Source organism: Streptomyces sp. NPDC053673, from assembly GCF_055585225.1.
Map to the genome: position 1 here is coordinate 1 of NZ_JBVJKN010000009.1, position 14,037 is coordinate 14,037.

General features: G+C 71.8%; 14 protein-coding genes. 5 read left to right on the plus strand and 9 right to left on the minus strand.

From position 1 onward, the window contains the following. Positions 1–124 precede the first annotated feature (124 nt). From moeZ to ACZ6ZQ_RS15215, 8 genes are all read right to left on the minus strand, one after another. On the minus strand, positions 125–1,303 hold the full coding sequence (moeZ, locus tag ACZ6ZQ_RS15180) for an adenylyltransferase/sulfurtransferase MoeZ (RefSeq protein WP_469768996.1): 1,179 nt from the start codon (positions 1,301–1,303) through the stop codon (positions 125–127). Positions 1,304–1,373: 70 nt separating this feature from the next. Continuing rightward, the gene (locus tag ACZ6ZQ_RS15185) at positions 1,374–2,165 is read right to left on the minus strand and encodes a spherulation-specific family 4 protein (RefSeq protein ID WP_469768997.1); all 792 of its coding nucleotides are present in this window, start codon (positions 2,163–2,165) and stop codon (positions 1,374–1,376) included. Then, on the minus strand, positions 2,153–3,124 hold the full coding sequence (locus tag ACZ6ZQ_RS15190) for an NAD-dependent epimerase/dehydratase family protein (protein WP_469768998.1): 972 nt from the start codon (positions 3,122–3,124) through the stop codon (positions 2,153–2,155). Before ACZ6ZQ_RS15190 ends, ACZ6ZQ_RS15185 begins: the two co-directional genes overlap by 13 nt. 132 nt (positions 3,125–3,256) lie before the next feature. Continuing rightward, positions 3,257–4,444, minus strand: coding sequence for a hypothetical protein (locus tag ACZ6ZQ_RS15195; protein WP_469768999.1), 1,188 nt, complete (start codon positions 4,442–4,444; stop codon positions 3,257–3,259). Positions 4,445–4,481: 37 nt separating this feature from the next. Then, on the minus strand, positions 4,482–6,194 hold the full coding sequence (locus tag ACZ6ZQ_RS15200) for a DUF3492 domain-containing protein (protein ID WP_469769218.1): 1,713 nt from the start codon (positions 6,192–6,194) through the stop codon (positions 4,482–4,484). A 180-nt stretch (positions 6,195–6,374) separates the two neighbouring features. Continuing rightward, entirely contained in the window at positions 6,375–6,563 is a 189-nt protein-coding gene (locus ACZ6ZQ_RS15205) for a hypothetical protein (protein WP_469769230.1), read from the minus strand. 57 nt (positions 6,564–6,620) lie between these two features. Continuing rightward, the gene (locus ACZ6ZQ_RS15210) at positions 6,621–7,943 is read right to left on the minus strand and encodes a DUF3152 domain-containing protein (RefSeq protein ID WP_469769000.1); all 1,323 of its coding nucleotides are present in this window, start codon (positions 7,941–7,943) and stop codon (positions 6,621–6,623) included. An 8-nt stretch (positions 7,944–7,951) separates the two neighbouring features. Beyond that, positions 7,952–8,911 carry an alpha/beta fold hydrolase gene (locus ACZ6ZQ_RS15215; RefSeq protein WP_469769001.1) on the minus strand — a complete coding sequence of 320 codons (960 nt, stop codon included), beginning with the start codon at positions 8,909–8,911 and terminating at the stop codon, positions 7,952–7,954. Positions 8,912–9,210: 299 nt separating this feature from the next. Here ACZ6ZQ_RS15215 and ACZ6ZQ_RS15220 point away from each other — a divergent pair, with 299 nt between their 5' ends. The 4 genes from ACZ6ZQ_RS15220 (at position 9,211) to ACZ6ZQ_RS15235 (ending at position 11,076) form a co-directional block, all read left to right on the plus strand. Next, positions 9,211–9,444, plus strand: coding sequence for a hypothetical protein (locus ACZ6ZQ_RS15220; RefSeq protein ID WP_469769002.1), 234 nt, complete (start codon positions 9,211–9,213; stop codon positions 9,442–9,444). Between the two features lie 164 nt (positions 9,445–9,608). Then, positions 9,609–10,262, plus strand: coding sequence for a TetR/AcrR family transcriptional regulator (locus ACZ6ZQ_RS15225; RefSeq protein WP_469769003.1), 654 nt, complete (start codon positions 9,609–9,611; stop codon positions 10,260–10,262). Positions 10,263–10,380: 118 nt separating this feature from the next. After that, positions 10,381–10,608 (plus strand): DUF3107 domain-containing protein, encoded by a 228-nt coding sequence (locus ACZ6ZQ_RS15230; RefSeq protein WP_469769004.1) that lies wholly within the window; start codon positions 10,381–10,383, stop codon positions 10,606–10,608. Between the two features lie 198 nt (positions 10,609–10,806). After that, positions 10,807–11,076, plus strand: coding sequence for a hypothetical protein (locus ACZ6ZQ_RS15235; RefSeq protein WP_453668808.1), 270 nt, complete (start codon positions 10,807–10,809; stop codon positions 11,074–11,076). A gap of 7 nt (positions 11,077–11,083) precedes the next feature. Here the strand turns inward: ACZ6ZQ_RS15235 and ACZ6ZQ_RS15240 are convergent, their stop codons facing one another. Further along, on the minus strand, positions 11,084–11,833 hold the full coding sequence (locus ACZ6ZQ_RS15240) for a ferritin-like fold-containing protein (protein ID WP_469769005.1): 750 nt from the start codon (positions 11,831–11,833) through the stop codon (positions 11,084–11,086). 479 nt (positions 11,834–12,312) lie between these two features. On the opposite strand from ACZ6ZQ_RS15240, the gene ACZ6ZQ_RS15245 reads away from it, so the two are divergent. Continuing rightward, positions 12,313–14,034 (plus strand): DEAD/DEAH box helicase, encoded by a 1,722-nt coding sequence (locus ACZ6ZQ_RS15245; protein WP_469769006.1) that lies wholly within the window; start codon positions 12,313–12,315, stop codon positions 14,032–14,034. Positions 14,035–14,037: the final 3 nt, after the last annotated feature.

Consider the following 14,037-nt stretch of genomic DNA (forward strand, 5'->3'; position numbering starts at 1 on the left):
ACGCCGCACCCACCCCTCCAGCGCGGCGCGTTCCTCATCCGACAGCGTCAACTCGGCCTTCGGCCGCCCAGTACGTGCCACAAGCCAAGCCTACACATCTAAACAGAACTCCTGACTCAGAAGACTAGTAGACCGGCTTCTGCGGTTCGATCTGGTTGACCCAGCCGATCACACCGCCGCCGACGTGCACCGCGTCCGCGAAGCCCGCCGACTTGAGCACGGCGAGCACTTCCGCACTGCGGACACCCGTCTTGCAGTGCAGGACGATCTTCTTGTCCTGCGGCAGGTCCTGGAGGGCGTTGCCCATCAGGAACTCGTTCTTCGGGATCAGCCGCGCACCCGGGATGGAGACGATCTCGTACTCGTTCGGCTCGCGGACATCGATGATGTCGATGTTCTCGCCGTCGTCGATCCACTCCTTGAGCTGCTTGGGAGTGATCGTCGAGCCGAGCGCCGCCTCCTGGGCCTCCTCCGACACGACGCCGCAGAAGGCCTCGTAGTCGATGAGCTCGGTGACGGTCGGGTTCTCACCGCAGACCGCGCAGTTCGGGTCCTTGCGGACCTTGACCTGGCGGTACTGCATCTCCAGGGCGTCGTAGATCATCAGCCGACCGAGCAGCGGCTCACCGATACCGGCGAGCAGCTTGATGGCCTCGTTGACCTGGATGGAGCCGATGGACGCGCAGAGCACGCCCAGCACGCCGCCCTCGGCGCAGGAGGGAACCATGCCCGGCGGCGGGGGCTCCGGGTACAGGCAGCGGTAGCAGGGACCGTGCTCGGCCCAGAAGACGGAGGCCTGACCGTCGAAACGGTAGATCGAACCCCACACATACGGCTTGTTGAGCAGCACGCACGCGTCGTTCACCAGGTAGCGGGTGGCGAAGTTGTCCGTGCCGTCGACGATCAGGTCGTACTGGCCGAAGATCTCCATCACGTTCTCGGCTTCGAGCCGCTCTTCGTGAAGGATCACGTCGACGTAGGGGTTGATGCCCTTGACGCTGTCACGGGCGGACTCGGCCTTGGAGCGGCCGATGTCCGACTGGCTGTGAATGATCTGGCGCTGCAGATTCGACTCGTCGACTTCGTCGAACTCCACGATGCCGAGCGTGCCGACACCGGCCGCGGCCAGGTACATCAGGGCCGGCGAGCCGAGACCGCCGGCGCCCACACAGAGCACCTTGGCGTTCTTCAGCCGCTTCTGCCCGTCCATCCCGACATCAGGGATGATCAGGTGGCGGGAGTACCTGCGGACCTCGTCTACGGTGAGCTCGGCAGCCGGCTCGACCAGGGGTGGCAGCGACACGGAGACCTCATCAATACAGCTGGTCGTTGTCAGTACGGTTGTTCTCGCTGTAACAGTGCCACGCGTCTTCTCATTCCGAGACACCCGGTCCGATCTGCGAGACGATTTCGTCCCAGTAGCCGGGCAGCGCGTCGAATGCTCCGTTTTGTCCCACCCGGCTCCCCGCGGGACCTCCCACCCGGCCGCATGTCCGGGCACCCGTCCGATCGGTGAAGAAGATCGTTCCCGCTCCCTGCCAGCGGGCGATCCGTACCGCCTCCTCCAGATGGGTCCGCGGCACGCCGTGCACAAAGTGCGCAAAGCGCTCCGGCGGGTAGTCCGCGGTCCACTCCGCCACCTGGGACCAGCGGTAGTCGGCCCATGGCCCGGAGAAGGTGACGAGCTGGTCGGCGGCCTCGGCGTACCCCGGATACGGGTGTGTGCCATGGCCCAGGACCAGATGCCCGCCCTCCAGGACCGCCTCCAGCGTGGCCGTCGTACGCCGCACCTGGGGCAGGTCCGCGCGCTCGACCGGGCAGCGGTCCAGCAGGAACCCTCCGACCCGGTACCAGTCGAGGTAGCGGTGGGCGTCGGCGACGATCTCGGCGAAGGGGCGGGTGCCGTACGCGAGATCGAGATGGCCGAGCACCCGGATCCCGGCGTTGCCGAGCTTCCCCGCGGCCTCCAGGCAGTGCGGGTCGGGGCAGGTGCCGGGCCCGTCCGCGACATTGAGCACCGCCCAGTGCAGCGGGGTGCCCGGCCGGGTCAGCTCGGCCCATTCGACCGGGGCGAGCAGCGGATGCGCGTAGCCCGGGATGCCGAAGCCGAGCCGGTCGGCGCCGGTCGCGGAGAGCATGGCGTCCGTGGTGATCAGATGCGGCATGCCGCCTCCATCCAGATGTCCGCGAGGGACTCCTCCAGGTTGATCCGGGGCCGCCAGCCCAGCCGGTCGCGGGCGGTGCGCACATCCGCCTGCTGCCAGCTGCCGCAGCCGTCGGGGTAGGGGTACGGGGTGGCGCCCAGGTGCTCGGCGAGGGACTCGGGGCCACGGGGGGCTCCGATGACGGGGTGGCCGGGGCGCGTGGGGGGCGTGTCGAGTTCGTGGAGCGCGCCGGCGTAGCCCGCGACCCGGGCGAGTACGGCGGCGGCGTCACGCAGCCGTACGGCCCGGCCGGTGCCGATGTTGACGACGCCCTGGGCGGCGGAGAGGGAGGCGGCGTGCACGGCCCGCGCCACGTCCCGCACGTCGACGAAGTCGCGCTGTACGCCGAGGCCGCTGAGCTTGAGCTCGCCGTCGCCGGACTGCATGGCACGGCGCATGGCCTCGGCGAGCCGGCCGAGCGGCGATCCGGCTGGGGTGCCGGGACCGACGGGTGAGAAGACCCGCAGTACGACCGCGTCCAGGCCGGAGCCCAGGACCAGCTCGGTCGCGGCGAGCTTCGAGACGCCGTACGGGCCGCCGGGGCGTGGTACGGCGTCCTCCGCGGTCGACGAGCCGGGCTGCGAGGGCCCGTACTCGGAGGCGCAGCCGAGCTGGACGAGCCGGGCGTCGCAGCCGCTGCGTCGCAGTGCCTCGCAGACGGTGGCGACGGCCACGGTGTTGTGCCGGGTGAGTTCGCGGGCACCGCCTCGGGTGGCGCCCGCGCAGTTGATCACGACTCCGGGGTGGACGGCGTCCAGGAAGCGGGTGAGCGCTCCCGGGCTGCCGCCCGCGAGGTCGAACCGTACGTCGGCGTCGTCGCCGCGCCCCAGCGCGGTGAGGTGCACGGCCGGATCGGCGAGCAGCCTGTCGGCGACGAAACGGCCGAGGAATCCATTGGCTCCGAGCAGCAGCACCCTCATCGCGCGGCTCCTCGGGGCCGACGGGCCGGTGCTGGGTGGTGCGCAGTCATTGTCGTTCGTCTCCTCAGGGGTGGTGGGTCGGGTATGCCCGCGGCGTCGGCTCCGCGGGAGCGCGGGGGGCAGGTGGGGGGGTCAGGTGGTGTGGGCCGAGGCCCGGGAGAGGGCGGCGGTCGCGTGGACCAGCAGCCCCAGGGCGGCGGCGCCACAGGCGAGGGCCGGTACGGCACCGGCGCCCAGCGCGTCGACGGTCGCCTCGACGGGCCGGGCGAGGAAGCCGCAGCCGGGAAGGCGGCCGCCGAGGACGGCGGCCAGGGCCAGGGCCTCACCGGCACAGGCGGCGGCGAGGCCGGTGGCCGCGGCCTCGGGGAAGCCGTGCACGGTGAGCAGCCGGGAGAGGAAGAGCAGCAGGCCGAGGGCGATGGCCGGGCCGAGTGCCAGCGGGAGCAGCACGGAGGTCAGGACGAGCAGGCCGGTGAGAGTGGCGGCGTACAGGGTGACGACGGCGAGCAGCAGGGGGCGCGCTCCGGCCGCGAACTCTTCGAGGCCGCGGCTGCCGCTGAGCCTGCGCCGGGCCTGCACGGAGAAGAGGTGGGCGGTCCAGGCGGCGGGGGCGACGGCGAGGGCGAGGCCCACGAGCGGGGCGGGCGTGAGGGACCAGGTGCCCTCGGGCCCGGCGCCGGTGAACTGCTCCAGCAGCCCGTCGCCGAGCAGCGCGTAGGCCGCGAGCCAGCACACCAGGAGGCGCGTGCCGGGCACCGTGCGCCCCGACGCCCGCAGGGGTCCGCGCCGCAGGCTCCACGCCAGCGCGACGGTGAGCCCGATCCCGCCCACCGCCCCGGCGGCGAGCCGTGCCGTGTCGTCGGTGAGCCGCAGGGCCAGGGCGGCGAGGACGGCGACGGCGCCCGGCAGGAGTGTGTGTCCGACGTGCGCGGTGCGCGCGCCGCGCACGTCCCGCGCCGGGGGCCGGGGGCTCGCGTCGCCGCGCGGCACGCGGGCGTACAGCTCCTCGGCGAGCGAGAAGACATCGCGGTGCCGGAACCGGGCGGCGGTACGGTCGGTGACGCCGTGTGCCTCCAGCCCGGCGGCGATCTCCAGTGGGTCGACGGCCCGTTCGCACAGTTCGCGGTGGCGGTGCATGAGCGCCTTGACGGGATCGGCGGGCCCGCGCCGCGCCGGCTTGTTCCGGGCGCGCCCGGGCCCGCCGCCGGTGGGCTCGTCCTCCAGTGGTTCCCGCGAGCGCGCGTCCCGGTCCCCGCGGCTCGCGGGCTGCTGCGGCCCGTCGACCAGGACGACGGAGCGCCGCGCGGGTCGTGGACGCATCGCGGAGGTTCTCTCGGGGCGAGGGGCAGGGGTGGAGTCAGGCATCGGGGGCTCCTGGGGCGGCCGCGGTGGCCATGGGCGCGGGGCCCGCCCAGCGGGGGCGGCCGCGGCCGCCGGTCCAGTGGCCGGGGACGTGGGCTTCTGCGGGGGTGGCGAAGGGCAGCGGCTCGCCGTCGTCGTCGACGGCCTCCGAGTCGCGGTGGACCGGGCTCTGGGAGATGAGCTCCAGGTAAATGCCGCGAAATGCCGCGAGATTCTGCTCGACGGTGAAGAGTTCGAGTGCCCGGGCCCGCGCGGCCGCACCGAGCCGTTCACGGCGCTCGGGGTCGCGCAGCAGCGCGAGACAGGCGTCGGCGAGCGCCCGCGGATTGCGCGGGGGCACCACGAGCCCCGTACCGCCGATGACCTCGACGACGGCGCCGACATCCGTCGACACCGTGGCGCGGCCGCAGAACATCGCCTCGACGAGACTGATCGGAAAGCCCTCGACGACGCTGGAGAGGACGACGACTGCTCCGGCGGCGTAGGCGTCCGCGAGGTCCGGGGCCTCGGGGCCGCCGATCTCCTCGAACGAGACGGGGTTGTCGCCGACCGCGTGCGCGTCGGCCGCCTCGTCGGGAAAGAGCTGCGCGGCCAGCGCCTTGCAGTGCGCCACGTACGCGCCGCCCTCCCCGCTCTGCACGGGCGCGCTCAGGATCCGAAGCCTGGCCTCCGGCTCTTCCTTGCGCACCTCCGCGAAGGCGTGGAGCAGGGCGATGAGGTCCTTGGCGGGTTCGATCCGGCCGACCCAGACGAGGGTGTGCGGATCGCCGTCGTCGTCCCCCTCCCCCACGGCGGTGAAGCGTTCGCCGTCCATGCCGGGGTAGACCGTGCGCAGTCGGGCGGGGTCGGCGCCGCACTTCTCCTGCCAGCGCCTGGCGTGGGTGTTGCCGGGGGTGATCACCGACGCCTGTCGGTACACCTCGCCCGCGAGGCAGCCCTGGAAGGCGGCGAGCAGGGCGCGGACGGGCGCTCCGAGCGGCGCGTCCGAGACGGCGAGGTAGTGCGCCCGGAGCTGCACGCCGTACTCGGTGACCAGCAGCGGAACCCCGAAGAAGCGTTTGGCCAGAAGGCCGGGCAGGGCTGCCGTGCCGCCGGACGCGGAGTGGCAGAGGTCCACCGCGCCGAGCGAGTCGTCCCCGTACCAGTCGAGCGAGAGCGGGCGCAGTGCGCGCTCCAGCTCGTCGGTGAAGGCCAGGTAGTCGGGCACGGTCGCCGCGTGCACCGCGCGGCGTGCGCCGGGGGCGCGGCAGGCGGATTCCAGGATCCGTACGGCGAGTTCGGAACGCAGCGCGGCGTACAGCCCGCCGGACTCCCTGGCCAGTTCGGCGAGCCCGTACAGGCCGTCGGCGAAACCGCCCGCCTCGCCTTCCGAGCAGACGGCCGCGGCCAGTTCCTTGAAGTGGGCGGCGAACCGGCGCCGTTCGCGCCGGCCATACGCCCGCCCGTCGCCCACCACCACCCTTCTGCGGAGGCCCTTCGGGCCGCCCCTGTGGATGTCGTCCTCGGGCGCCCACAGCGGCGCGGTGCGTACGCGCTGGACGTGGGGCGGCAGCGCGATCCAGCCGTCGTCCTCCTGCTGGGCACTGCGGCTGAGTGCGTAGATGTCGAAGTCGTGCTGCGCGAGCCCGCGCACGAGCCGGTCGCACCAGAGCCTGGACTCACCCGTCGCATACGGATAGCCACCGTCCGTGAGTAGTCCGATCCGCACGAGCACACCCCCGATCTCCTGTGTGGGCGGCCGCCGTTGGTCCGGCGGCTCGCAGCGGGAAGACGTTATGCGGATACGCCGGTGGCGCGATGGACGGTTGTCCATCGCGCCACCGGAAGGGGTGAATGCACGTAACTTTCGCAGTCTCGTAGCGTTCGGTCGCGCTACAAGCGAATTCCGTTACGCTCCGTCAGGCCGCGGCCAGCTCCTTGCGAAGGTCCTTCCGAGCGGAGCGGTGCACCGCGGCGAGATCCGGATCCCGTCGATCGAGGTCTTGCCGAGCCCGGGGATGCCGAACAGCGACTCGGTGAGCACCGCGCCGCCGAACATCGTGCCGAGGGTGCGCCAGGGCCGCGTGTGCGATGTCAACGCGCGATGAGTCACACCTGAGACCGCGGTCTCAATCGCCGGGAGACGAGGACGGGCTCATTCGCCGGGATACACCCAGGGGTTGGGGCGGCACTTGATCCCGTCGATGTCCAGTGACTTCGTCTGCTGCTGCATCACCGGGGCGAGGGCGCCCGGCGTGCGGCAGTTCACATGGTTGTGCCCGAGGCGGTGTCCGACCTCGTGGTTGATGAGCATCTGGCGGTACGTCAGCATCGCCCTGGGCCCGTAGGTCTCCGCGCCCTGCGCCCAGCGGAATGCGTTGATCATCACACGCTCGGTTTCGGCGGAGTCGCAGGAGACATTGCCTTCGGCGGTGTCCAGACCGGACTTGGCGCACCAGTCCGCCGTGGTTCCGGGGCTGGCCAGGGTGATGACGAACTCGGGCTCCCCCGAGGAGATCCGCTCGAACGTCATGGCACCGCCGTGCGCCCAGCTCCGGTCGTCGTTGAGGGTCTTCTGGACGGCCTCCGCGAACAGCTTCCCGTCCAGACCGAGCCCTTGCTCGACATCCACCCGGTAGCGGATCTTCCGGCCCGTGCCGGGCGCCTTCGCGAAGCCGGGCACGGCGTCGAACTTCCCGGAGCCGCTGAGCTTGGGGTCGAGCGGGAACTGCCGGGTCATCAGCTGCGCATACGTGGGTGGCGCTGCCGGCGCGGCCGGCGCCTCCCGGGGCGGGACCGCCCGCTGGTCCGAGCGCGACGCCGAGCCGTTCTCCGCGTTCCTGTCCGCGCCGTCGGCGGCCTGGGTGGCGGGCGTGTCCGGACCGGTGTCGGTGACCTGTCCGGCGACGACGACCGCGAGCACGGTGGTCACGGCGGCTGCCGCGATTCCGGTGAAGGTACGGCCCTTGCCTGCCTTGGCGGGGGCTTCCTCGGGGGCGGCGCCGTCGGGAGCGCCGGGCCGCGTGTCCTGCTGCTGCTCATCGGCGGCGGGTGCGTCGAAGGCTTCGACGAATTCGCGCCGCGGCCCGGGGATCCTGGCACCGGCACCGATCGGCGGCCCCTGACGCCCGGGCGACGGTACGACCGGGTGCTGCCCGGTCGCGGTGGCGGTGTGTCCGCGGGGGACGCCCTGCCAGTCGCCGTATCGCTGCGGGCCGCCCGGCGAGGTGCCCTGCGGGGCGCGTTGCGGGGTGCCCCAGCCGCCGCCCGCCTCGTACTGCTGGGGATGGCCGCCGCGTACCTGCGGCACGCCGTGCGCCGGGGTGCCGTACGCCGCCGGGCCCGAGTGCTGCTCCGGCCCGGCGGCGGAGAGCCGGCGCCGGCCGGAGCCGGGGGTCGCGGACGTCGTCGTGGTGCTGGTGGTGCTGCTGGTGTCGGCGGCCTTGGGTGCGGGGCCCTTTCGACTGTGTCGTCCCACGCCCCGGATCAGCTCCTACCGCTGTCGTCGAGTAGTTCCCGTACGGCCTCCGCGACCGTCTCCGGGTACTCCATCATGGCAACGTGCCCGGCGTCCGGGAGGGTCAGCAGTCTGGAGTCCCGGAACGCGGCGCACGCCCTGCGCGCCATACGGTACGAGACGAGCTGATCGCGGCAGCCGTAGACGAGCAGGGTCGGCGCGAGCACCCGCTCCGCCTGGCGCCACAGTCCATGCTGTCCGCCCAGCGTGTACGCGTCAACGAGACCTCGCGTCGAGCGGGCCATCACGTCCCAGAAGTACGGCAGCTCCAGCCGCCGCTCCATCTCCTCCACGGCGTCGCGGAACGCCTGGTCGGAGACCATGCCCGGATCCCCGTAACAGAGGGCCAGCACCCCGCGGACGCGCATCTCCGCCGTCCAGTCCTTCGTCAGTCTGCTGAACAGCCCGGTGACGCCGGGCATCGCCATCAGCGCGGTGGGCCAGGCGGAGCGCTGGGCACGGAGCTCCGGCAGCGCGGGCGAGATCAGCGTGAGGGTGCGCACCAGGTCCGGGCGGACGGCCGCGACACGCGTGGTGACGGCGCCGCCCAGCGAGTTGCCGATGAGATGCACCGGGCCGCGACCGCCCGCGTCGAGCATCCGGATGACGGCGCGGGCATGGGAGGTGATGGAGTACTTGCCGTCGTCCGGCGGCGGGGAGTCGCCGAAGCCGGGCAGGTCGACCGCCTCGCCGTCCACGGTGTCCTCGAGCCGGCGCATCAGCGCCGTCCAGTTCAGCGAGGAGCCGCCGAGCCCATGGACGTACAGCGCGGGGGGCAGTCCCGAGCGGGCCGGGGGGCGGGTCCGGACGTTGAGCGTCAGTCCCGGCAGCTCGACGGAGCGCAGCTTCTCACCCTCCGCGACCCGTACGGCACGGACCCGCGGAGCCGGTGCGGCGGCGCGGGTTTCCGGCAGCTCGGTCGAAGACATGGGGCAATGTTACGAGACGATCACGCGACGCATCCTGTGTTCGCCGTCACAGATCGCATAGCGTCGGGGAGAGCTTGCTCCTAGGCTCGTAGTGGGCGTATTAGCCCCAGGGCCTGTCGTTCGGATCAGGCCGGATCAGCGAGCGGGGTCTGGCGCGTGCAGATGCAAGGCGGAGGAGGGAGCCACTGCGGAGCATTGGCGACTGACGACAACGCCGCAGATGCGCGTGCCAGGGCACGCGAGCCCGGCAAGATCCGAACGACAGGCCCTAGGCCCATGAGTACGGGAAAGGGATCCAGATGGCTGTCGACCCGACGGACCCGGAAACCTTCGCAGAAGACGATCAGGGCCAGTCGCTCACATCCGACGAACTCGACGAGGAGACCCCGGAGGCCGACGCCGCGGAGCAGCACACGGAGCTGCAACAACGCCGCGACGACCCGCTCACCGCCATCCACCCGGACGCGGCGAACGAGGCGGACGCAGCGGAACAGGCCCGGGTGGTCGCACTCGACGAGGACGACTACCGCTGATTTGTTTGGATTCCCAGGAATCTCCAGCTACCGCAGGCGTCCGGTACGTGAAATTCTGCGCTCGCACCGCGCACACCACGGTTACCCAAAAGTACGATGGCGGGCGCGAGCGCACAGCGCGCGCACGCGACACTGTGCTTGTGACATCGAACGTGGGAGGCGGCGTGACAGCCATCGAGCAGACAGAGGCGGCCCGCCCGCGCGGCACCCGCCTGCCGCGCCGTGCCCGACGCAACCAGCTCCTGGGCGCGGCCCAGGAAGTATTCGTCGCCCAGGGGTACCACGCGGCGGCCATGGACGACATCGCGGAGCGCGCCGGCGTCAGCAAGCCGGTGCTGTACCAGCACTTCCCCGGGAAGCTGGAGCTCTACCTGGCGCTGCTGGACCAACACTGCGAGTCGCTGCTGCAGGCCGTGCGTACGGCGCTGGCGTCGACGACGGACAACAAGCTGCGGGTCGCGGCGACGATGGATGCGTACTTCGCATACGTGGAGGACGAGGGCGGCGCGTTCCGGCTGGTCTTCGAGTCGGACCTGACGAACGAGCCCGCGGTGCGCGAACGGGTCGAGCGGGTGTCCCTGCAGTGCGCGGAGGCGATCTCCGACGTCATCGCCGAGGACACCGCACTGTCCAAGGACGAGTCCATGCTGCTGGCCGTCGGGCTGGGCGGTGTGTCGCAGGTGGTCGCCCGTTACTGGCTGTCCAGCGATTCCGCGATCCCGCGCGACAAGGCGGTGCAGCTGCTGACCTCGCTGGCGTGGCGGGGCATCGCCGGATTCCCGCTGCACGGCAGTGAGGGCCACGGCGAAGGCCACTGACGAGCCTGTTCGCTGCCGGCGTGCACGGCTGGTCCGTGTCACGTCGCCTCACCGGGCTAATGTGTGCTGGTACGGCGCGGCTGACCGCGCATCGCTGACCGTTCGGAGGGACATAGCCGTGGAGGTCAAGATCGGCGTGCAGCACGCGCCGCGGGAGATCGTTCTGGAGAGCGCTCAGACCGCCGAGGAAGTCGAGCAGGCGGTTGCCGACGCGCTCGCCGGCAAGGCGCAGGTGCTCAGCCTGACGGACGACAAGGGCCGCAAGGTGCTGGTACCGGCGGACCGCGTCGCCTACGTCGAAATCGGCGAGCCGGCCACGCGCCGCGTGGGCTTCGGCGCGCTCTAGACCACACATACGGAAGGGCCCGGCGGGACTGCCCCGCCGGGCCCTTTTGTTCGTCCCCGTGCCCGCGGCGTACCGGGTGATGGTCCGGTGATCGCCCCGGGTTCTCTCCGGCTCGTGCGGAGGGTTGCGTTCCGGCCGGTTCGGGTAGGACGGGCTACGATCCGATTTGCCCGTCCGGCGTCCCTGAGGTGACCTGTGGTGATCCTGGAAGCTCTCGGCTCCGTCCTGCTCGGATTCGCGCTCTCCTGGTCAGCCGTACGGCGGCTTCCTGACCGGCTCCCGGCACCCCGCGTCGTGTACACGACAGGCACGCTGGGTGCACTCTTCGGGGCGTATCTGACGCACGCGGCGCTCGGACCCGGCTATCTCCTCGGCACCCTGGCGGGCGCGCTCTTCGTCGGGGCCGTCACGCTGTCGTTGCTCATCCGCCCGACGGCCCGCCGCCTGCGCCGATCAGCCGCCGTCTGACCTGCGGTCAGGCAGCCAGCCCCAGCGCAGCCATCCGCTTGGTGTGCGCCTTGGTGATACGGGTGAACATCTCGCCCACCGCAGCGAGGTCGAACCCGTCCGCGACGCCGCCGACGAGCATCGTCGACAGCGCGTCCCGCTCCGCGACGACGCGCTGCGCCTGGGACAGTGCCTCGCCCATCAGCCGGCGCGCCCACAGTGCGAGCCGCCCGCCGACCCTCGGGTCCGCCTCGATCGCGGCGCGTACCTTCTCGACGGCGAAGTTGCCGTGACCCGTGTCGTCGAGCACCGCGAGCACCAGCCGACGGGTGTCGGAGTCCAGACGTACGGCCACCTCGCGGTAGAAGTCGCTGGCGATCGAGTCGCCGACGTACGCCTTGACCAGGCCCTCCAGCCAGTCGGACGGTGCGGTCTGGCGGTGGAACTCGTCCAGTGCCGCCGCGAACGGCTCCATCGCCTTGGTCGGCTCGGTCTCGATGCCGGCAAGCCGGTCCCGCAGCTGCTCGAAGTGGTGGAACTCGGCGGAGGCCATCTTCGCCAGCTCTGCCTTGTCCGCCAGCGTCGGCGCCAGCTTCGCGTCCTCGGCGAGCCGCTCGAAGGCCGCCAGCTCGCCGTACGCGAGCGCTCCCAGCAGGTCCACGACCGCGGCGCGGTACTGGGGGTCGGCGGAAGCGGCGGCCCAGTCCTGGGCGGCGATCCCGGTGAGTTCTTCGGCTGCGTCGGCGGCGGGCGCGGTGGCGTTGTCAGGCGTCTCCATGGAGCGCACAATAGCTCGCCATCCGCGCCGCGGAAGTGCCTGGTCAGCACCCGCCGCCACGCGGTTCCCAGGAATTCGCCCAACACACATGCGCGAATCCGGGGTACAGTGGTATTAAGCCTGCCGGATATTTCGGCGGGCCCTCTGAATGAGGATGCCCGGTCGGTGGCCCGATCGGCTCCGACCTGACAGCCCTCTGTGCGCAATTTCGCCACATGAGGGGACCTCAGCGGCACGAGCGCTCGAGCGACGGCAGTGGTCCCGCGCCTTTCCGGCCAATCCACGGCCGGCCGTCCAGTACCCAGGTGCGTAAGACCCAGGTGCGGTAAGACCCCCAGCGTTCGCCTCGCGCCGCGTCTCACAGAAGAGGCAACACCCTGACTACGCAGGCCAAGACTTTCCGAGAGCTCGGGATCCTTCCCGAGACCGCCGAGGCCCTTGAGGCCGTCGGCATCACGTCCCCCTTTCCCATCCAGGAGATGACCCTCCCGGTCGCGCTCTCCGGCACCGACGTCATCGGCCAGGCCAAGACCGGCACGGGCAAGACCCTCGGTTTCGGACTTCCGCTGCTGGAGCGCGTCACCGTCCCCGCGGACGTCGAGGCGGGCCGGGCCAAGCCCGAGCAGCTGACCGACACGCCGCAGGCGCTCGTGGTCGTCCCCACCCGTGAGCTGTGCACGCAGGTCACCAACGACCTGCTGACCGCCGGCAAGGTGCGCAACGTCCGCGTTCTCGCGATCTACGGCGGCCGTGCGTACGAGCCGCAGGTCGAGGCCCTGAAGAAGGGCGTCGACGTCGTCGTCGGCACGCCCGGGCGCCTCCTCGACCTGGCCGGCCAGAAGAAGCTCAACCTCTCCCACGTCAAGGCGCTCGTCCTCGACGAGGCCGACGAGATGCTCGACCTGGGCTTCCTGCCCGACGTCGAAAAGATCATCCAGCTGCTGCCGGTCAAGCGCCAGACCATGCTGTTCTCGGCGACCATGCCGGGTGCGGTCATCGGCCTCGCACGCCGCTACATGTCGCAGCCCACGCACATCCGCGCGACCGCGCCGGACGACGAGGGCGCGACCGTCGCGAACATCACACAGCGTGTGTACCGTGCGCACTCCATGGACAAGCCCGAGATGGTCGCGCGCATACTGCAGGCCGAGGGCCGCGGGCTGGCGATGATCTTCTGCCGTACGAAGCGTACGGCCGCGGACATCGCCGACCAGCTCGCCCGGCGCGGCTTCGCCTCCGGCGCGGTTCACGGCGACCTGGGCCAGGGCGCGCGTGAGCAGGCGCTGCGCGCGTTCCGCAACGGCAAGGTCGATGTGCTGGTGTGCACCGATGTCGCCGCTCGCGGTATCGACGTCGAGGGCGTCACGCACGTCATCAACTACCAGTCGCCCGAGGACGAGAAGACGTACCTCCACCGCGTCGGCCGCACCGGCCGCGCGGGGGCGTCCGGCACCGCCGTGACGCTGGTCGACTGGGACGACATCCCGCGCTGGCAGCTGATCAACAAGGCGCTGGACCTGGACTTCAACGACCCGGTCGAGACGTACTCCACGTCGGAGCACCTCTTCGAGGAGCTCGGCATCCCCGCCGGGACCAAGGGCGTCCTCCCCCGTGCCGAGCGCACCCGCGCCGGTCTCGAGGCGGAGGAGCTGGAGGACCTCGGCGAGCCGGGCGGCCGCAGTGCGCGCTCGCGTCCCGCACGGTCCGCGCGTACGACGTCCGAGGAGACCCCGGCCCGTACCCGCACGCCGCGCCAGCGTCGCCGTACGCGCAGCGGGTCGCCGGTGAGCGACGAGGCGGCGGCGTCGGCCACGGCTCCGGCCGCCGCCGAGGAGACGGTGGACACGGTGGAGGAGGCGCGCACCCCGCGCCGCCGACGCCGGACCCGCGCGGCCGCCGCGGCCGCGGTCACGGAAGCGCCGGCGGAGACGACCGGGCCGACGGAGGAGCCCGCGAAGCCGCGCCGCCGCCGCACGCGCGCGTCGTCGGCCACGACGGACATCGTCACGACGGAAACCGCGACGCAAACCGCAACGCAAACCGCGACGGACGAGCCGGCCAAGCCCCGCCGCCGCACGCGCGCGTCGTCGGCCACGACGGACATCGTCACGACGGAAACCGCGACGCAAACCGCGACGGACGAGCCGGCCAAGCCGCGCCGCCGCCGCACGCGCGCCAAGGCCGCCCAGCCGGAGGCCTGATCC